Raw genomic sequence first — 19,346 nt, 5'->3', positions numbered from 1 at the left:
GCACAGCCGGCCGTCCCTTCCCAGCGGGGGGCCCACTCTCCGGGCCCCCCGCGCCCCCGTCCGCGGTCCGTCGGATGTCGGCCGGGCCCCGTTACGGCCGGGCCCCGTTACGGCCGGGCCCCGTTACGGCCGGGCCCCGTTACGGCCGGGCCCCGTTACGGCCGGGCCCCGTTACGGCCGGGCTTCCGGGGGCCGGTCAGGCCGGTTGCAGCCGGGACTCCACCCAACCGGTCTCGGTCAGGTGGTGCAGCACCGCCCGCACCGCCTCCTCGATGCTCAGTTCGCTGGTGTCCAGCACCAAATCGGCGTCGGTCGGCACCTCGTACGGATCGTCGATGCCCGTCATCCCGACGAGTTGTCCGGCCCGGGCCCGGGCGTAGAGGCCCTTGCGGTCCCGCTGCTCGCACACCTCCAGCGGCGTGGCGACGTGGATCAGCAGGAAACCGGCGCCGGCTGACACAGCCATCGCCCGTGCCGCCGAGCGGGCCTGCGCGTACGGTGCGATCGGGCAGCACAACGCCAGCCCCCGGTGCCGGGCTATCTCGGCCGCTACCCAGCCGATCCGGCGTACGTTGAGGTCCCGGTCGGCCTTGCTGAAGCCGAGTCCGACGGAGAGTTCCCGGCGGACCACGTCACCGTCGAGCAGCGTGACCGACCGGTCTCCGCTCTCCCGTAACGCGTCGGCCAGGCCCCGGGCGATGGTGGACTTGCCCGATCCGGACAGCCCGGTGAAGAACACCACCAGCCCGCGCTGTCGACGTGGCGGCCGGGCCCGGGAGAGTTCCTTGGCCACCGCGGGCGGGGTGTGCCACTCGGGCAACGGGAAGCCCCGGTCGAGTAGGTCCTCGATCTCCTCGTTGCTCAGCGCCAGGCGCCGGTTGCGCGGCGGGATGTCCTCCCGCCACCGCCACTGCCCGTCCCGGTTGTCGTAGGCCAGTTCGCGGGGCACCAGCACCCGCAGCCCACCGCCGGAGAGCGTGTCGACGGTGGAGAGCAGGTGGCTCACCCCGTACGCGGCGGCGACCCGGGCCCGCAGCAGGGCGTCGGTGATCTCGTTCCCCCGCCGGGCCATCGGTACGGCGACCAGGGTGGCCGGTGGCATCCGGTCCCGAGCACCGAACACGCTCCGTACCAGCACCTCGGGCGGCAGCCCTTCGCTGCCCCCCTCCGTCACCGGGATCAGGACGAGGAGATGGGCGTTGAGGGTCCGAGCCGCGTGCGCGATCTGGGCCAGCTGCGGGCGGTGCAACGGCCGGTCGGCGATGACCCCGAGCACCCGGCCGGGAGGCAACAACGACCGGACCTCGGCAGGAGTACGCCGCAATCGCTGGAACGGGCCGTGCCCGCCGTCGCCGATCCGGCGTACCGCGCCGCCGACCCCGGCCGTGCCGTCCCGGGCTGGCCAGGTGTCGGCCACCTCCAGTAGCGCGACCGGGGCGCCCTCGGCGTCGGTGAGGACCAGGGCCCGCCGCAGCGGGTCACCGAGGTCCAGCCCCTCGACCAGCCCCGAGGGCACGTGCAGGGTCACCGGTACCGGCCACGCCGTGCCGTCGGCCAACCGTCCACGTCGGGCCACCGAGGTCAGGTCCGCTCGCCCGAGGAAGCCGGTCAGCGGTTCGTAGGCCCCACTGAGCAGTAACTCAAGATCGGCCAGTTCGTGGGGACGCGGCGTGTACGCCGGCGCGTCCCGCAGCACCTCGTCGGGCAGCACCCATCCGTTGCTCATCGCACCCCCAGACAACCGATCGGCACACAGTTTCGCAGCCGACCGCCAATCGGTCGAGAGCGCCACTCCACCCGACTGTCCGTCAACCGCCGTCAGCTCCCCGGACGACCCGTCCCGTCCGGCCGTGGACCGCTCTCCCGGCCGGCTGTCGGGCACCCTTCGAGTGTGGCGGCGGCAGGGTCAGTTGTCGGGCATCCTTCGAGTGTGGCGGCGGCCGGGTCAGCGGCGAGCCGGCTGTTCCCCCTAATGGGGGAGGACAGGAAAGGATCAGGGGGCGACCAGGGACGGGATGGTCACCGCGACGAGCGCCCGGTCCCTAGGCTGAGCCGGTGACACTGATCGCGACCCAGTCGCTCACCAAGACGTACGGCGGGCGGGTGACCGCGCTGGCCGACCTGACGGTCGCCGTCGAGCCGGGCATCGTCGGGCTGGTCGGCGCCAACGGCGCGGGCAAGTCGACGTTTATCAAGATCATGCTCGGTCTGCTCGCGCCGACCAGCGGCCAGGTGCGGGTGCTCGACCTCGATCCGACCACCGACGCGGCGGCGGTCCGCGCCCGGGTCGGCTACATGCCGGAACACGACTGCCTGCCGCCCGACCTGTCGGCCGCCGAGTTCGTCACCCACCTCGGCCGGGTCAGCGGTCTGCCCCGCACCATCGCCCGGGAACGGGCCTCCGAGGCGCTGCGCCACGTCGGGCTCTACGAGGAGCGCTACCGGCAGATCGGCGGCTACTCCACCGGCATGAAGCAGCGGGTCAAGCTCGCCCAGGCGCTGGTGCACGATCCTGACCTGCTGCTCCTGGACGAGCCGACCAACGGTCTCGACCCGGCTGGCCGGGACGCCATGCTTGCCCTGATCCACCGCATCGGCACCGAGTTCGGTATCTCTGTCCTGGTCTGCTCGCACCTGCTCGGTGAGGTCGAGCGGATCTGCGACTCGCTGGTCGCGATCGACGGCGGCCGGCTACTGCGCTCCGACCACATCTCGGCGATGACCGAGGCGACCGACGTACTCGCCGTCGAGGTCAGCGAGGGCACCGACGAACTCGCCGCGCGGCTGGTCGCCCTCGACCTTCCGGTACGGCGGGAGGGCCGGCTGCTGCTCGTACCGTTGGCCTCCGACGGGACGTACGACCTGATCCTGACCGCGGTGGCCGAGTTGGATCTGCCGCTACACCGCCTCGACCAGCGGCGGCACCGCGTGGCCGAGCTCTTCGCCACCCGGGAGGTTGCCAGTGTCCACGCTTGAGACCCGACCCGCCGCGCCGGGCGGGGTGATCCACGACATCGGCTACCAGCGGTACAGCGGGCCCCGGCTCGGTCGCCGTCACGTCGTCGGCTCCCTCTACCTGCACGGTCTGCGTACCTCGTTCGGCCTCGGCCGCAGCGCCAAGGCCAAGATCTTCCCGTGGATGATCGTCAGCATCATGACGGTGGTGGCGGCGGTACTCACCGCCGTCCGCGCCCAGTTCGGTGAGGTGATCCTGACCTACACCGCCTTCGCCGGCTCGATGAGCTGGTTGCTCATCTTCTTCGTCGCGGTGCTCGCCCCGGAGCTTGTCTCCCGGGACCTGCACAGCGGCGTTCTTCCGCTCTACTTCTCCCGGCCGCTGCGCCGCTCCGACTACGCGCTGGCCAAGCTCGCCGCGCTGGCCTCGGCGGTCTGGCTGCTGCTCGGTGGCCCGCAACTGTTGATGTTCGCCGGGGGCGCGTTCACCACCAAGACCGGTATGCGCGGCGTGTGGGACGAGTTCACCGACCTCGTACCCGGTCTGCTCTACGCCGGCATGTGGGCGGTGCTGTTCGCCTCGATCAGCCTGCTGGTGGCGTCGCTGACCGGTAAGCGGGCGTTCGCCGCCGGTGGGATCGTCGCGGTCTTCCTGATGACCACCCCGATCGTCGGCGTGCTGTCGGTCATGCCGTCGCGGATCGTCAACGAGCTGGCCTTCCTGGCCTCCCCGTCCACCCTGGTGCAGTCGGTCGGCAGCTGGCTGTTCCCCGAGGCCGGTGCGGCCATGGGGATCGGTGACACCGGGCCGGTCTACCTCGCGGCCTTGGTCCTGCTGGTCGCCGGCTGCGTCACCCTGCTGCTCGCCCGTTACCGGAAGGTCGCCGCGAAATGACCAATGTGGAGTTGACCGCGGTCTCCCGCTGGTACGGCAACGTGGTTGCCGTCAACGACGTGACCATGAGCCTCGGCACCGGGGTGACCGGCCTACTCGGCCCCAACGGTGCTGGGAAGACCACCCTGCTGCACATGATGGCCGGCTTCCTCGCCCCGTCCCGGGGCACCGTCACCGTCGACGGCACCCCGACCTGGCGCAACCCCGCCGTCTACCGTCAGCTCGGTCTGGTCAGCGAGCGGGAGGCGGTGCACACCTTCCTCACCGCGTACGAGTTCGTCCTGGCCAGCGCGAAGCTGCACAAGCTGCCCGACCCGGCGGCGGCGGCACGACGGGCCATCGAGCTGGTCGAGATGACCGCCGCCCAGGACCGTCAGATCGGCACCTACTCCAAGGGCATGCGGCAACGCACCCGGGTCGCGGCAGCACTGGTGCACGACCCGGCGGTGCTGTTGCTCGACGAGCCGTTCAACGGCATGGACCCCCGCCAGCGGCTACACATGATGGACCTGCTGCACCGGCTCGGCGGCGAGGGCCGGACGATCCTGTTCAGCTCGCACATCCTGGAGGAGGTCGAGCAGGTCTCCGGCACCGTACAGGTGATCGTGGCGGGCCGGCTGGCCGCGTCGGGCGACTTCCGGACGATCCGACGGCTGATGACCAACCGGCCGCACGTCTTCGCGGTGCAGTCCACCGACGACCGGCGGTTGGCGGTCGCCCTGATCGGTGAGCCGTCGGTGACCGGGGTCGAGATCGACCGGACCGGCCTGACCGTACGGGCCGGTGACTACGGCAGCTTCACCCGTGCCCTGCCCAAGATTGCGCTGGCGTCCGGCATCCGGGTGCGTCGGCTGCTGCCCTCGGACGAGTCCCTGGAGAGCGTGTTCTCCTACCTGGTGGAGGCCTGAGGCCGTGCGCGCGAGGAGCGAGCGTTCCGGGGCGGTTCGCGTGGGACGCGACCGAGCCGGAATGCGAGAAGAGCTGGTTTTGCGAGCCCCACAGTCGCAAACGAAGGAGTAATCATGTCGACGGTTTCGTGGATCACCGCACGTGGGCTCTTCGGCCGCCGTCGGTTCCTGATGCTGCTACCCCTGCCCGCCCTGCTGATCGTCCTCGCCGTGACGGCCCGATCCTTCGGCGTCGACCCCGGCGAGTGGGGGCCACCTGTGCTGCTGGGCCTGGGGCTGGCCGTGGTGCTGCCGGTCGTCGCGTTGGTCGTCGGCACCGGCGTGCTCGGCTCCGAGATCGACGACGGCACGATCGTGCACATCCTGACCAAGCCGTTGCCCCGCTGGCAGATCGTGCTGCCGAAGTTGCTCGTGGCGACCGGGGTCACCGCGTTGACCACCGCCGTCCCGCTCTACGTCGCCGGGGTGCTCGCCGAGTCGGTACGCCTCGGGCTGGGACTGGCGGTGGCGGGTACGGTCGGCGCGTTGGCGTACTCGGCGGTGTTCCTGGCGCTCAGCCTGGTCACCCGGCGGCCGGTGCTGCTCGGCCTGGTCTACGTGCTGATCTGGGAGGGGCTGCTGAGCAACCTGGTCAGCGGCACCCGGGTGCTCTCCATCCAGCAGTACGTGGTGGCGCTGGCCGACCGGATCGCCCCGACCGAACTGCTCAGCACCACCGTCTCGACGCCGATCGCGATCGTGATGGCCGTGGTGTTCTCGGTCGGCTTCACGGTGCTGGCCATCCACCGGCTGCGTTCGTTCAGCGTGGCGGGCGAGACGAGCTGATTTGCTGTTGGGAGGGCCCCTTCCTGTCGCTTCCCGCCTTGGAAGGGGCCCTTTCTGACACCCGGAGCGTTGGGCTGAGCCGGTGCGCCGCACGTGCCGAATACGGCTCAGCCGGTGTTGCGCATGCCGGCGGCGATGCCGTTGACCGTGGTCAACAGGGCCCGCTCCAGCGCCGTACCGTCGCTCGGAGCGCGCCGACCCCCGGGGGCGGTGGCGACCGCCCGCCCGGCCGCCCCCGAGTCCCGGTACTGCCGCAGCAGCGCCACCTGTAGGTGGTGCAACGGTTCGAGATAGGTGTCCCGGACGGCGAGGGTCCGCTGCAACACCGGCGAGTTCTCCAGCAGTGCGGGGGAGGCGGTGACGGCGAGTACCTCGCTCTTCGTCCGCTCGTACTCCTCCTCGATCTTGTGGAAGATCGGGTGCAGCGGCTCCGGTACCAGTGTCTCCACGTAGCGCCGGGCGATGTTCAGGTCGGTCTTGGTCAGCATCATCTCGACGTTCGACAGGAACGTGCCGAAGAAATGCCAGTTGCGGTGCATCTCGGCCAGTACGTCCGACAGTCCGGCCTCGCGGGCGGCGGCCAACCCCGAGCCCACCCCGAACCAGCCGGGCACGATCTGCCGGGTCTGGGTCCAGCCGAACACCCACGGGATGGCGCGCAGGCCACCGAGCCCGGCCCCGGTGTTGGGACGCTTCGCCGGCCGGGAGCCGATGTTGAGCGCGCCCAACAACTCGGTCGGCGTGGACGCCCAGAAGTACGCCGGCAGGTCCGGATCCTCGACCAGCGACCGGTACTGCCGGAAGGCCGAGTCGGAGACCAACTCCATGGTCTCGTTCCAGCGTTCCAGCATCTCGGCCGGTTGCCGGGGAGTGGTGTGCAGCAGGGCGCTCTGCAACACCGCGGCCAGGGTCAGCTCCAGGTTCTCCCGGGCCAGCGACGGCAGGGTGTACTTGTCGGAGATGACTTCACCCTGCTCGGTCACCTTGATCGCGCCGTCCAGCGTGCCGTACGGCTGGGCCAGGATCGCCTCGTGCGTGGGCCCACCGCCCCGACCGACCGTACCGCCGCGACCGTGGAACAACCGCAGCCGTACGCCGTGCCGGGCCGCCACGTCGCGCAGCGCGCGCTGCGCCTTGTGGATGGACCACTGGCTCGTGGTGATCCCGGCCTCCTTGTTGGAGTCGGAGTAGCCGAGCATCACCTCCTGCACGTGCCCCCGGGCGGCGACGATCGACCGGTACGCCGGGAGGGAGAGCAGTTCGTCGAGGAGTTCACCGCCGGCGTTCAGCTCGGCCGGGGTCTCCAGCAGTGGTACGAAGCCGATCCGCGCCCGCCCGCTGTGTACGTCCACCAGGCCCGCCTCCCGGCCCAGCACCACGGCGGCCAGTACGTCGTCGGCCCCCATCGTCATCGAGATGATGTACGACTCGATCACCTCGCTGCCGAACCGGTCCTGCGCCTCGCGGATCGTGCCGAAGACGTTGAACGTCTTACGGGCCGCCTCGGTCAACGGCGTGTCCACTGTAGAAAGCGGACGGCGGCCGGCCAGCTCCTCGGCGAGCAGCTTCGTGCGCTCGCCCCGGGGCAGCGTGCTGTAGTCGGTCACCTCGCCGACCTGCCCGTAGAGCTGGGCCAGCACCGCGTGGTGCGCCTCGGCGTGCTCGCGTACGTCCATCGTCGCCAGGTGCAGGCCGAAGGCGGAAACCGTACGGATGGCGGTGGCGAGCCGGCCGACGGCGGTGAGCTGGCCGGAGTTGCGGGCCAGCGAGGCGCGCATCAGCTCCAGGTCGGCGATCAGCTCAGCCGACCCCCGGTAGTCCCGCCCCGGCACGTGCGGAGTGCCCCGGCTCAGCCGGAGCCGGGTGTTGGCCAGCTTCGCCTTGATGCACCGGGCCTTGAGCCGGTACGGCTCCTCGGCGTTGACCCGTCGGAACCGGGGCGCCACCTCGGGCAGCGCGTCCAGGTCGGTGGCGAGGCTGGCCGAGAGATCCAGCGACACCGAGCGCAGCCGTCGGGAGACCGAGATCTCGGTGATCAGTCCCTCCAACGCCGCCTCGGTCGCCTGGATGCCGTGCTCGTACTGGATGAGCAGGACGTCCCGGGTTACCAGCGGGGTGACGAACGGGTTGCCGTCCCGGTCGCCGCCGATCCAGGTGCCGAAGGTCAACGGGCGGGCGGTGGGGGAGGTCTCCACCCCCAGCCGACGCAGCGTGTCGGCGAGATCGTCGAGCACCTGCGGGGCGGCGGCGGCGTACAGGTCGCGCAGGTAGAAGATCGCGTTGCGCGCCTCGTCGGTCGGGTCGGGCCGGTCCAACCGCAGTTCGTCGGTCTGCCACAGCAGGTCGAGCAGTTCGGCCAGCCGCCGGTTGGTGGGCCCCTCGTCGCTGGCCCCGTAGAGCACCGCGTTGGCCGTCTCGGCGTCCAGTTCGTCGGCGACCGCACGCAGCTTCGACAGGATCGAGCGGCGGGCCGCCTCGGTGGGGTGGGCGGTGAAGACCGGCCGTACGGCCAGCCGTCGGGCCGCTGCCGCGATCTCCTCGGGCGGTACGCCACGCTCGGCGATCAGCCGAGCCGCCTGGTCCAGCCAGCCGCCCTGGGCGGCGCGCTGCCGGCGCAGGTCACGGGACCGGTGGACCTGCTCGGTGATGTTGGCCAGGTGGAAGTAGGTGGAGAAGGCCCGTGCCAGTTTGGTGCCCGTGGTGACGTCCATCCCGGCGAGCCGGGTGGCGGCGGCTTCGGCGTCGGAACGGACCAGGGCCCGGATCTCCTCGACGAGGTCGAGCAGCGGGGGCCCCTCCTGGCGGGCGAGGGTCTGCCCGAGCAGGGTGCCGAGCCGGCGGATGTCGGCCCGGAGAGCGGCGTCGGGTCCATTGGGATCATGCAGGTCGGTCACCATGCGCTCCTTACCCAAAAGTGCGAAGGACAGCGCTGTCCGACTGGCTGGATCGTATCCGCGTGGGCCCGGGTGTTAGGAAGGGCCCCTTCCTATACAAAAAACGATAGGAAGGGGCCCTTCCTTACACCTCAGCCGGGCGGGGATGATCCGCGCTGGTCGCTCTGTCAGCTTATGAGAGATTTAATCGTTTGGTCCGGGCGATAGCGTCTCAGCATGCAAGAGCTGAGGTATCCAGCGAAGCCGCAGCCGGGGGATCAGGTCGCCGTCGTGTCCCCGTCCACCGCGCTGCCGGCGATCTTCCCGCACGTCCACGAGCTGGGCCTGCGCCGGCTCCGCGACGAACTCGGCCTGGTGCCGGTGGAATATCCGACCACCCGGCAGTGGCAGGCCGACCCGCGCGACCGGGCCCGGGACCTGACCGCGGCCTTCGCCGATCCGACGATCACGGCGGTGCTGGCCACCATCGGTGGCGACGACCAGCTCACCGTCGTCCCGTACCTGGACGACGAGATCCTGCGAGCCAACCCCAAGCCGTTCTTCGGCTACTCGGACAACACCAATTTGCTCCACCACCTGTACGGCCTCGGCATCGTCGGCTACCACGGTGGTTCTGTACTGGTGCACCTCGGCCGCCCCGTCGCCATGCACCCGGCCAGCCTCGACTCGCTGCGCGCCGCCCTGTTCACCGCCGACTGGTACGACCTCGCGCCGGCTACCGAGTGGGGAGACGAACCGGGCGACTGGCAGGACCCGGCGGGCCTGGACCGGCCGTTGACCATGTTTCCCGGCACCGGCTGGAGCTGGCATGGCCCGGCCCGCATCGTCGAGGGGCCGATCTGGGGTGGCAACCTGGAGATCCTCTCCGGGATCCTCCAGGCCGGTCGGGTCGGCCCGAGCGAGTCGTACGCCGGCTCGGTCTTCCTGATGGAGACCTCCGAGGAGTTGCCCTCCGATGTCGAGGTCTACCGCATCCTGCGCAACCTGGGGGAGCGCGGCCTGCTCGCCGGCTTCCCGGCCGTACTGGTCGGTCGCGCGAAGGCCTGGGACTTCGCGAAACCCCACACCCAGGAGCAGAAGCAGGAGTACGCCGAGGCGCAGCGCGCCGCCGTACTGCGCGCCCTCGCCGAGTACGCCCCGGATGCCGTGGTCGTGTTCGACCTCGACATCGGGCACACCGACCCGCAGTTGATCGTCCCTTACGGCGGCACCGCCCGGGTCGACGCGGTGAGCCGGCGCATCTCCGTCCGCTACTGAGCCAGCCTGCTGCGCCGGCCTGTTGCGCCGGCCTGTTGCGCCGGCCTGCTGCCGTCCGGACAGCTCGTGATCAGGGCCCCATGGACGTTACGACCGGTGGATAAGGTCCATGGAGTCCTGATCACCTTCGGCTGCCCCATGATCAACGGTGGCGTTCGAGAATCGCGCCAGTCACCAGGTGGACAATTCGGGCAGGATGCCGTAGTACGTCGTCCGCCGTGAAACGCAGCACCAGCCAGCCCGCCGCCCGTAGAGCGTTGAGTCGCGCGACATCGCGCTGGAAGTGTGCGCGTTCCCGGTGGTGGTCGCCCTCGTACTCGAGAGCGATCCGCCACCGGGGATAGGCCAGGTCGACACGGCCGAGAAAGATACGTCCGCGCTGCGGATGAACACCATGGACGTCGTGCTGCGCGGTCAGAGGTGGCAGGCCGGCGTCGTGCAGGATGAGCCGGAGCCGGGTCTCCATCGGGGACTCGCTCAGTGGCTCGGCCAGCGTGACCACCTCGCGCAGTTGGGCGGTGCCGGGCCAGCCGCTGTGCGCGTCCAGGTAACCGGCCAAATCTGGGAGCTTGACCACCCGCCGATGCAGCAGCGCGTCCACCGCGACCAAGGCGTCCGTCCGGGGCAGCTGCCGCCCGAGGTCGAACGTGGTGCGGAGACCGGTGGTGACCGGTAGCCCGGCGAACCGGGTGATCTCCTCAACCAGTAGGGACCGTTGGTTGACCGACACGCGAGGGCTGGAGCGTCGGCGGGCCGTACCCGGAAGCGTGATGAAGACCGGGCTCTCGCGCGGCAGGAGGTCGATACCCCACAGAAACGCCGCGCTGAGGTCACTGATGGCGGCACCCCTCGGCAGGGTCAGGGCGACGGCGTCGCACCACATCCGATGGTCGTCCTCGCGGTAGCCGTCAATGTGGACGTAGATGTCGGGCAACATGCGACGCCAGGACGGGCCGCGAAGCATTCGCCACGTGACCAGGCCGGCGACGACCGCCTGACTGCCGGAGAACGGGAGGAATGCCAACTCTCTGGGAATGCGCGGTGGTCGTGACATTCCGACAGCCTGCCGTCACGGAACGTTGCGCGCTGCCCCGAAGAACTCGTGCTACCTCCGAAGCCGTGGCGGCCCCGAAGTCACGCCGCATCGTCATGTGGCACATCGGAGAATGTCAGCCTGGTTTGCCATCATGCCGGCCATGCGGAGCAGCAGCGAGGCCGTCTGGGTTTCGGCCGGCGACGGATACGAACTCAGCCTGACCGGAACGGGGCTGACCTGTCGCGATGCGACGGGTAGGGAGTGTGATCCGATTCCCGCGCAGGTGCTGGCCTGCCGGACGTATCCCGCCTGGGCACTCATCGCCGATCCGAACAACGCCGAGGCGGCCCTCGCGGTGGTCGACCACTTGAAGCGAGCCGCCGGTAAGGCCCCCCACGACGCGATGGGCACGTACGAATGGGAGGCCCGCCGGTTGCCGGTGGGGCACCTGCCGGTCTTCTGGGAACATGCCGGCCGGCAGCTCATCAGGCGGGACACCAAACGGGCGGCGATGGCGTTCAGCCGGGCCCGGGATGCCGAGGAGACGCACAGCCTTCCGGTCGACGGCGACAGTTGGCTGGCGGCCCATCGGGAGTTCGCCGCAGCGGGGGCGATCAGTGCCAAGGTGGCCGGCCGGTTCGGGGCCGCGCTGCGTGACCGGTACGCGCCCCAACCCGCGCTTGCCGCACTGATCGAGTTCGCCGAGCTGCGTACCCAGCATGGCCAGTCGCCCTGGCCGGAACTGCCGCGACAGCTCACGGCGGCGGCACGCGCGGCTGGCCGGGACGTCGATGTCGAGCAGAAACATCTCATCGAACGGCTGCTGCCGTTGCCCGCAATCCGTGAGTCACCGACGGCGGTGTGGAAGGCGTGGCGGCCGGCGCTCATTGCGTTGGCCAAGGGCTCGACGCAGATCCAGCGTCGGCTGCTCGAGGTGTTCCCCGTGGCCGACGGTATCGACGGCTGGTGGTTTGAGCTGCTCAACGAGAGCGGCGCGCTCGACCTCCTGACGCACGTATCGTCCACTCAACACGAGACAGCCGTGCAGGAGAGCGTCGCTCCAGTCGCGCCGGCCCAGACCGCGGCACGTTGGCTCAGCCGGGCCGTCATCCACGCGCGGCGGGTTTCCCGGGACCGCGTGCACCGGACGCTGCCGCGCCAGTTCGGATGGCTCATCGCTGCACTGAGCGCCCGGCTCGTCGCAGACGCCATTCCCGTACGGCTTGACGGCGCCGCCTACTGGGAACGCGCGATCGACGTACGGGTGCTGGAAACCTGCCTCGCGAAGGGCGTACCGGTGGCGGCACCGGCGGCGGACGCCGGGCTCGCCTTCCACGTCTGGATGTTCGACCGGGACCCAGAAGAGGACATTCCAGCACTGGTGGCCGACCCGGTGTTCGCGACGCTGCTGCGGAGCAAACTGGACCGGCACTGGAACAAGGGCGACCTGGAACGAGTTCCCGCGTTGCGCCGGCTGGGCCAACCGGCTGGGGCGGACCAGGCGGCTGGGGCGGACCAGGCGGCTGGGGCTGACCAGGCGGCTGGGGCTGACCAGGCGGCTGAGGCCGGGGCCGAGCCAGCGTCGGCCGGGACGGCGCCGGTGGAGGAGACGGCCCGGCTTCCCCTGGATGCTGCCCGGCTTCCCCTGGACGATGCCAGGCATCCCCTGGACGATGCCAAAGTGACCGGGGCGCTGTACGGGCTGGCCGAACGTTGGACGGCGCAGCGCGACGGTGGATCGCTACGCGGGATCCAACTCGTCGGCGGTTTCCTCACCGGTGTCGTGACCCCGGACCGGTTCGCCGCCGAAGCCGAGCGCGGGCTGCCGGTCACCGACTACTGGGTGTCACTGATCGGCCGGATCGGTGGTGTCGCCCTACGGGCCGTGGCCGCCTCCACCCGGGACGAGCGTCGGGCCCGACTGCTGGCCCTGTTGGAGGTCTGGGCACAGACGCCCTTCGCCGACCCGGAGGCGTCGCTGCGGATGGGTGTGGTGGAGACCGAGCAGACCGGGCCGCTGTTCGTCCAAGGGAAGTACGGGGCTGCGGCCGCGCTCGGCTGGGTCACCAGGGACCGGCGGCGATTCGTCGAACTGCGGACCGGTGCCGGCGATCCGCCAGCGCTGGGAACTGTGGTCGAGGTGGCGGACGCCCCTCGCGGCGGCTGGGGCAGTGCGGATACGCTGTGCCGCATCATCACCCTCGTCCGGGAGCGTGGGCCGGTGCCGTACGACGTCGCGGCGGTCGGTGTCCTCGCCGAGCGTACGGGGTTGAGTCGCCCCGCCGCCGGGCTCATCCTCGCCGGCATTCCCGGTACCGGCTCCTACAGTCCGCCGTTCCTGGACGAGACGGAACGGAAGATTCTCCGGTTGAAGACCGCCGAGGCGGAAGCCGGCCGGCAGGAACTTGGGATGCTCCGCCCCGAGCAGAGGCTTGACCTGCTCGCCGATGTGCTGCCCGCCGACCCGGCCGAGCTGTGGGAGCCGGGTGGGATGTGCGCGGTGGCCGAGCGGGTGGCGCAGCGGTGGAATTCCATGGTTGGCCGCAGGGTCAGCGTGCCCGAGGCGACCCTGGCAGCGGCGACGAAACTGCCCACGGTCGAGTCCACCGCCGAGCTGTGTGTGATGCTCGCGGAGCCGTACGCCATTTCGTCCCTCACCACCAACCTGGACACCTGGATCGAGAAGGGGGAGTACGGCTACAAGGTCACCGATGACGAAGGGGGCACGGCTGCCTGGCGATTCGGGAACCTGCTCAGGACCCTTGCCATGGGGGCACAGTGGGCCTATGCCGAACTGCCCGCCGGTGATCCGGTGCGGGCCGGTGTTCCCGACACGGTGAAGCTGCTGCGTGCCCGGCTCTCCCATCCGGGGCTCCTGCTGAAGGCCGGTAGCCCGCACTACCGTCACTGCGCGCATGAGGACCTGCGAGCCCGTTTCGGTGACGAGCCGTACCACGGTCCGGATCCCCTCGACGTGGCGACCATCGACGATGGCCTCACCGTCGTCACCCTGGGTGGGACCCGTCTACTCCGGGGCGTCCAACGGGACCTGGAACCGAGTCTCTTCTTCAGACCGGCGTTCTACGGCGACGACACCCGATCCGAGCAGTTGCGGGCCACGGCCTGGCTCGGCGTCTGGGACTTCGCCGTCGTGCAGTGGCTGCTCAGCGAGGAGTGCGGACGGATGGTGGCGCGCATCCGGTCCGGGAAGCTGCCCGACGGGGCGTATGAGGCGTACCCGCTGGCCAGCGTGCCGGAGCTGGTGGCCGAGGTGGGCCAGCGGCTGGACCTGGCATCCGACCCGGCCGCCCTCTACCTTGAGCTGTTGACGCTGCTGCAACCGACCGACCGGAACATCCGTACCTGGAACGGGTGGACGCCGGCCCGGCACAAGACGGCGGTGGCGACGCTGGTCGAGCGGGGCCTGGTGGTCGAGGCGAAGCGGTCCCGAGCCGGGCGTGGGGTGTTCCTAGCGGGCGGGTGGGTCAAGGCGGGCAAGAAGCATCTTCCGCTGGAATCCTGGAAGGCAGCGCTCTACGACCTGAAGGGCTCTGCCGACGGCAGCGAGGTCGAGGGGATCTCCTGGCCTACCCGGCCGCTGACCGAGCTGTACGTCTCCGCCTGGCAGCGCGTCCTCAACGGCGACCAGCCCCGCTGACCAGCCTGTTGACCGCGTCGATCAGGGCGCACCGCGTCGACTCGGCCCATCTCCGTACGCTTTTGGGACGTCGATCATCAGGAGGCTGACCTGATGGGCTATTCCCTGGCCTATCCGATTCTGCGTACCAGTGATCTTTCTGAGGCGTGGCGGGTAGCCCGGAAACTGCTGGATATTGCTGACCTGACCTCGTCGGGCGCGATGATGGAGGTGGAGGCATTCACCCGTACGCACATTGGTTTGCCCCGCTTTCTCACTGCGTTGCATGGGGGGTGGCTGGAATTGGTGGTGCCCGCTATTGCGGCTTCGCATGCCTGGGATTTGCTGGCTTCACCGCGCGATGCGCTGTTTCCGCAGTGCATTGACTACTGGTCCTGGAAGGAAGACGGCGATGTCGAGCTGTTGATGGACCTTACCGAGGTGACGGTGGCAGCCTTGGCCAGGCTGCCAGATCTGCCCGTCAAGTTGACGATGGAACACGAGCAGATCGGCTCCGTTGAGGACCAGTTCCTTGCCGCTGTCGACACCGATCTGGCAAATATCTTGTGGTGGGTGGGCTCCTGGCCAGCCGTGCCAAAGCTGGCGCTGGATGGACAGGCCAACTATGTCGGCATTGAGTTGGTGATGAACGGCGAAGGCATTGAGGAACGGGTGCCGAGGGACGACCACACACTCTATGTGCATGTGCCGAGCCGTGAGGACGCCCGGGTGCAGTGGTTGGCCGAGTTCGTGGGGCAGACCGTCATCGGCTCGAGAATCATGGGCTACTGACCGTCTGCAACATACAGATGTTGGGGGATCAGGTGCCGGCGCCCCAGAAGGGGCCAGTGAGGCCGACCTGGCGCAGGTAGTCAGGCTGCCTGCGCGGGCTCACGCCAAATGTACCCCCGGTCGAGGTGACCGGTGTACCAGTCGCAGATCATCAAGCTCTTCGTTGGTCGTCCGCCCATTTTCGCCAACTCCGCCCCGGACCATCGTTGGTGATCTGAGCACCAGAGGCGCTACCGGGGTGGTTTAGCGCCTCTGGCGCTCAGATCGCGAACGGCAGAAGTGATCAGGATCGGCGCTCGTGGATTGCCCGATTCACTTGGCGGATGATTCGGGTGGGATGCCGGAGTACGTCGTCGGCGGTGAACCGGAGGACGAGCCACCCAGCCGCCCGCAGCGCGTTGAGTCGAGCGACGTCGCGGCGGAAGTGACCGCGTTCCCGGTGGTGGTCGCCCTCGTACTCGATGGCGATACGCCACCGTGGGTAGGCCAGGTCCATTCGGCCGAGGAACCTGCCCCGCGCGTCGTGGACGTCGTGTTGGGCGGTCAGCGGTGGCGCGCCGGCGTTGTGTAGGAGCAGCCGGAGACGGGTCTCCATCGGGGACTCGCTCAATGGCTCGGCAAGCGTCAGCACCTGACGTAGCTGGGCGGTTCCGGGCCAGCCGCGGTGGGTCGCAAGGTACTCACCCAGCGCGGGCAGCCGTACCACCCTGCGGTGGAGAAGCGCATCCACCGCCACCACCGCCTCGGTCTGAGCCTGGTGCCGCCCGTCGGGTGCGAACGCGCCACCGTCGGGATCGAACGCACCACGGCCGAGGTCGAAGGCGGTCCGGATGGGAGTGGTGACCGGCAATCCGGCGAATCGGCCGATGTCTTCGGCTGCCAGCGTGTGGTGGCTGACAGCAACGCGCCGGTTGGGGCGGCGCCGGGTCGGTGCGGGCAGTACGACACAGACCGGGCTGTCGCGGTTGAGCAGGTTGACGCCCCACAGATACGCCGCACTCAAGCCCCCGATCGCCGCATTCGGCGGCAGGGTGAGGGCGACGGCGTCACACCACATCCGGTGGTCGTCCTCCCGGTAGGCGCTGGCGTGCAGGTAGATGTCGGGCAGTAGTCGGCGCCAGGAGGGCCCGCGGAGCATGCTCCTGGTCAGCAACCCGGCAGCGACGGCCCGCCGCGCTGAGAACGGGAGAAACGCCAACTCTCGGGGTACCCGGGGTGCTCGGGGCATTCGGACAGCTTGCCGTCACCGGATAGCCACCCGCTGCCCCGAACGAAGACGCGCGTGACATCGAGAAGGAACACTCGCTGCCTGTCGACGGGACCGCCTGGTTGGCGAGCCACCTGGAGTTCGCGGAGGCGGGCGCGCTGGGTACGAAGACGGTGGGTTCGTTCGCGGCCGGAATGCGTGACCTGTTCGCGCCCGAGGACGTCGTCGCGGCGTTGGTCGAGCTCTCCGTGTCCCGTACCCAGGCTGGGTGCTGCCGTGGCCGGAGCTGCCACGGCAGCTGGCGGCGGTGCTGGCGGCGGTAGCTAAGGCCGCCGGCCGGGATGAGCAGACCGCACATCGATCGTCTAGTCGTGGGGTGTGGGTTCCCCCTTGCGCATGACGAGGACAACGGTGACGAGTACGGCGGCCCCGGCCACGAGGGCCGCCCCCACCCCGGCATAGATCTGTAGCCCGTGGGTCACCGCGTCGCGTACTGCGCCGAGGAGCGCCGAGCCGTGTGCGGCAAGGCCCTCGGCGGTCAGGCCCTCCGCTGCGGCGACCCCCTCATGGATGCTGGATTCCGCCGCTCGCGTGGCCGATTCTGGCACCTCGGGCAGCGCGGTGTCCGATAGTGCGGCGCGGTAGGCGAGCATGCTGATCGCGCCGCCGGCTGCTAAACCGAGCGCGGCTCCCAGCTCGCCCCCCACTTCCTGTGCGGCGGCTGCGGACCCCGTCTGTTCGGCTGGGGCGTTGGCAATGATCAGGTCGCTGACCAGCGCATTTGCTGCGCCTTGCCCGAGGCCGATGACCGATGTCGCCGCCACGAGAAGGGCGAGCGGTGCCCCCGTGCCGGTGGCAACGACGACCAGCATCGTGGCGAGCGCGGCGATGACCAAACCGCCCGCGATGACGGTCGCCGGCCGGAACCGCGCGGCGAGGGCTGGTGCGAGCATCGCCCCAACGATGTTGACCACGATGTATGGCAGCGTCCAGAGACCAGCCTGTAGGGGGGAGAGGCCGACGACCCACTGGAGGTACTGGGTGAACAGGTAGAAGACGCCGACGACACCGACTCCGACGAGCAGCAGGGTTGCCAGCGAGGCGGCAACGGGTCGGTTGGTGAGGAGGGCGAGGTCGAGCAGCGGGTCACGGAGCCGACGTTGCCGGCGTACGAAGAGGGTCAGGACAACGACGCCGACCGCGATGCTGGCGAGCTTCGGCCAGATCGAACCGGTGTCGGTTTCCTGCCCAGCGGCGAGTTCCTGCAGGCCGTAGACCACGGCCAACATGCCGATCACGGAGAGCGCGACGCTCGCCACATCGAGCCGGACAGGGGTTCGCTCCGGGCGTTCGGGGAGCAGCCGAGGACCGACGAGTAGGAGCAGGAGGATCGGCGGCACGTTGATGAGGAAGACCGACCCCCACCAGAAGTACGTCAGCAGCAGGCCACCCAGGAGCGGGCCGACCGCCGCGCCGACGGAGAACGAACTGAACATGATGGCGATGGCGAGCCGACGCTCCTGGTCGTCGCGGAACATGGTGCGCAGCAGCGAGAACAGCGACGGCATCAGCGTGGCACCGGCGATCCCCAGTAGTGCACGGGCGGCGATCAGCATCTCCGTGCTGACGGAGAACGCGGCGACGGCGGACATCGCGGCGAACGCCGCAGCGCCGGTCAGCAGGAGCCGCCGGGGGCCGACCCGATCGCCGAGTCGTCCCATGGTGACGAGGAACCCGGCGATCAGGAAGCCGTAGACGTGCACGATCCACAGCGTCTGGGTTGCGGTGGGTTGGAGGTCAGCGCTGAGCGTGGGCAGCGCGAAGAACAACACTGTCAGGTCGGTCGACAGAATCAGCATGGGCAGCACCAGGAGCGCGAGCCCGGTCCACTCCCGCCAGGTGGCCCGCTCCGCGGCGGTCGCATCGCTCCCGGGGTGGCCTACGTTCGTGCCGGGTCCGCTCACTGCGCGTCCCCCGTTCGAGCCAGGCGGATCGTGCGGCCTTCGAGCCGGTTCGTCGTGCTTGACATCAGTGAGGCCCCTCCCAGAGATTTAGATTACGATACGATACGTAATGTAAGGGGGGAAGAGGTAATGCCTCCTCACTTTTGGTGAAGATTTCATTACGTACTGGTGTGTAATCGTGGGTTAGCCTGGGCCGCATGTCTCAACCGCGCAGGTCCGCAGCCGGGGGCAGCGGCGGGCGACCCCGCAACCCCCAAATCGACGACGCTGTCCTCGCGGCCACGCTGGAGGTGCTCGACGAGACGGGCTACCCCGGGCTGTCGCTGGAGGAGGTGGCCCGCCGGGCCGGCACCTCGCGACCGGCGATCTACCGCCGATGGTCGGGACGGGCGCCACTTGCGCTCGCCGCCATCGCCAGCCGGCTGGCCGTACCCGCGCCGCCAGACACCGGCTGCACGCTGTGCGACCTAGCGGAGAGCTTCAACGTCTTCCTGGCTGCCTACCGCACGATTCGCCCAGAGGTGCTCAGCTCCCTCTACGCCGAGTGCGCGCCGGACCCGGCGCTGCAGGCACGCTACCTGGAGACGGTCGTCGAACCGTCCCGTCAGGCCGTCGGCCGCACACTCGATCGGGCCATCACGCGCGGGGACCTGCGGGCGGACGCCGACCGGGACCAGTTGCTCGACATCGTGGGTGCGCTGGTGCACTATCGCGCCCTCTTCGGCCGGGAGCACCTGACCGACGCCGAGGCCGAGAGCGCCATCGAGACGCTGTTGCGGGGTGCGGCCGTGGACTACCCGGCGCTGGTGGCCCACAGCGAGGCGATGGAGCAGGTGCATCCCGGTCCTGCCGGAGCGCACCACATACACCTGACCTCGACGTAATGCCCGACTGAACTTGTGTGTGTCGACAGCAGCAACCAACGTGCACGCGAACCCGGGCTGCCAGCGGAAGAGCAGGCGGCGTCGCTCCTAGT

General features: G+C 69.6%; 14 protein-coding genes. 9 read left to right on the top strand and 5 right to left on the bottom strand.

The annotated features are described in order from the left end of the window. Positions 1-196: 196 nt before the first annotated feature. Complete coding sequence (gene cysC / locus FHR38_RS09030; protein WP_184534252.1) at positions 197-1,726, bottom strand: adenylyl-sulfate kinase; 1,530 nt, start codon at positions 1,724-1,726, stop codon at positions 197-199. A 329-nt stretch (positions 1,727-2,055) separates the two neighbouring features. Between cysC and FHR38_RS09025 the strand changes: the two genes are divergently transcribed. From FHR38_RS09025 to FHR38_RS09010, 4 genes are all read left to right on the top strand, one after another. Beyond that, complete coding sequence (locus tag FHR38_RS09025; RefSeq protein ID WP_184534251.1) at positions 2,056-2,976, top strand: ABC transporter ATP-binding protein; 921 nt, start codon at positions 2,056-2,058, stop codon at positions 2,974-2,976. Then, complete coding sequence (locus FHR38_RS09020; protein WP_376771393.1) at positions 2,963-3,850, top strand: ABC transporter permease; 888 nt, start codon at positions 2,963-2,965, stop codon at positions 3,848-3,850. Before FHR38_RS09025 ends, FHR38_RS09020 begins: the two co-directional genes overlap by 14 nt. Continuing rightward, positions 3,847-4,758, top strand: coding sequence for an ABC transporter ATP-binding protein (locus FHR38_RS09015; RefSeq protein ID WP_184534249.1), 912 nt, complete (start codon positions 3,847-3,849; stop codon positions 4,756-4,758). The genes FHR38_RS09020 and FHR38_RS09015 overlap by 4 nt, the downstream gene beginning before the upstream one ends. A gap of 114 nt (positions 4,759-4,872) precedes the next feature. Next, a complete protein-coding gene (locus tag FHR38_RS09010; RefSeq protein WP_184534248.1) occupies positions 4,873-5,583 on the top strand; it encodes an ABC transporter permease in 711 nt (236 codons plus the stop codon). 107 nt (positions 5,584-5,690) lie between these two features. Here the strand turns inward: FHR38_RS09010 and ppc are convergent, their stop codons facing one another. Next, positions 5,691-8,477 (bottom strand): phosphoenolpyruvate carboxylase, encoded by a 2,787-nt coding sequence (gene ppc / locus FHR38_RS09005; protein ID WP_184534247.1) that lies wholly within the window; start codon positions 8,475-8,477, stop codon positions 5,691-5,693. 216 nt (positions 8,478-8,693) lie between these two features. Between ppc and FHR38_RS09000 the strand changes: the two genes are divergently transcribed. Further along, complete coding sequence (locus FHR38_RS09000; RefSeq protein ID WP_184534246.1) at positions 8,694-9,734, top strand: S66 family peptidase; 1,041 nt, start codon at positions 8,694-8,696, stop codon at positions 9,732-9,734. Between the two features lie 142 nt (positions 9,735-9,876). On the opposite strand, the gene FHR38_RS08995 is transcribed toward FHR38_RS09000, so the two are convergent. Next, a complete protein-coding gene (locus tag FHR38_RS08995; RefSeq protein ID WP_184534245.1) occupies positions 9,877-10,788 on the bottom strand; it encodes a DUF559 domain-containing protein in 912 nt (303 codons plus the stop codon). 142 nt (positions 10,789-10,930) lie between these two features. Between FHR38_RS08995 and FHR38_RS08990 the strand changes: the two genes are divergently transcribed. Together FHR38_RS08990 and FHR38_RS08985 are read left to right on the top strand one after the other, a co-directional pair. Further along, positions 10,931-14,428: a hypothetical protein gene (locus FHR38_RS08990; protein ID WP_184534244.1), complete on the top strand. Its 3,498-nt coding sequence runs from the start codon at positions 10,931-10,933 to the stop codon at positions 14,426-14,428. A gap of 93 nt (positions 14,429-14,521) precedes the next feature. Then, positions 14,522-15,199 carry a hypothetical protein gene (locus FHR38_RS08985; protein WP_184534243.1) on the top strand — a complete coding sequence of 226 codons (678 nt, stop codon included), beginning with the start codon at positions 14,522-14,524 and terminating at the stop codon, positions 15,197-15,199. A 283-nt stretch (positions 15,200-15,482) separates the two neighbouring features. Here FHR38_RS08985 and FHR38_RS08980 read toward each other — a convergent pair whose 3' ends face one another. Next, the gene (locus FHR38_RS08980; protein WP_184534242.1) at positions 15,483-16,427 is read right to left on the bottom strand and encodes a DUF559 domain-containing protein; all 945 of its coding nucleotides are present in this window, start codon (positions 16,425-16,427) and stop codon (positions 15,483-15,485) included. Between the two features lie 101 nt (positions 16,428-16,528). Here FHR38_RS08980 and FHR38_RS08975 point away from each other — a divergent pair, with 101 nt between their 5' ends. Next, entirely contained in the window at positions 16,529-16,729 is a 201-nt protein-coding gene (locus FHR38_RS08975; RefSeq protein WP_184534241.1) for a hypothetical protein, read from the top strand. Between the two features lie 42 nt (positions 16,730-16,771). Here FHR38_RS08975 and FHR38_RS08970 read toward each other — a convergent pair whose 3' ends face one another. Next, positions 16,772-18,370, bottom strand: coding sequence for an MFS transporter (locus FHR38_RS08970; RefSeq protein ID WP_312881990.1), 1,599 nt, complete (start codon positions 18,368-18,370; stop codon positions 16,772-16,774). A gap of 197 nt (positions 18,371-18,567) precedes the next feature. Here FHR38_RS08970 and FHR38_RS08965 point away from each other — a divergent pair, with 197 nt between their 5' ends. After that, entirely contained in the window at positions 18,568-19,254 is a 687-nt protein-coding gene (locus tag FHR38_RS08965; protein ID WP_184534240.1) for a TetR/AcrR family transcriptional regulator, read from the top strand. Positions 19,255-19,346 lie beyond the last annotated feature (92 nt).

The organism is Micromonospora polyrhachis (assembly GCF_014203835.1).
Taxonomy (GTDB): Bacteria; Actinomycetota; Actinomycetes; order Mycobacteriales; family Micromonosporaceae; genus Micromonospora_H; species Micromonospora_H polyrhachis.
Note: the sequence above shows the minus strand (reverse complement) of the source record. Positions and strands in the feature narration are given on the sequence as shown.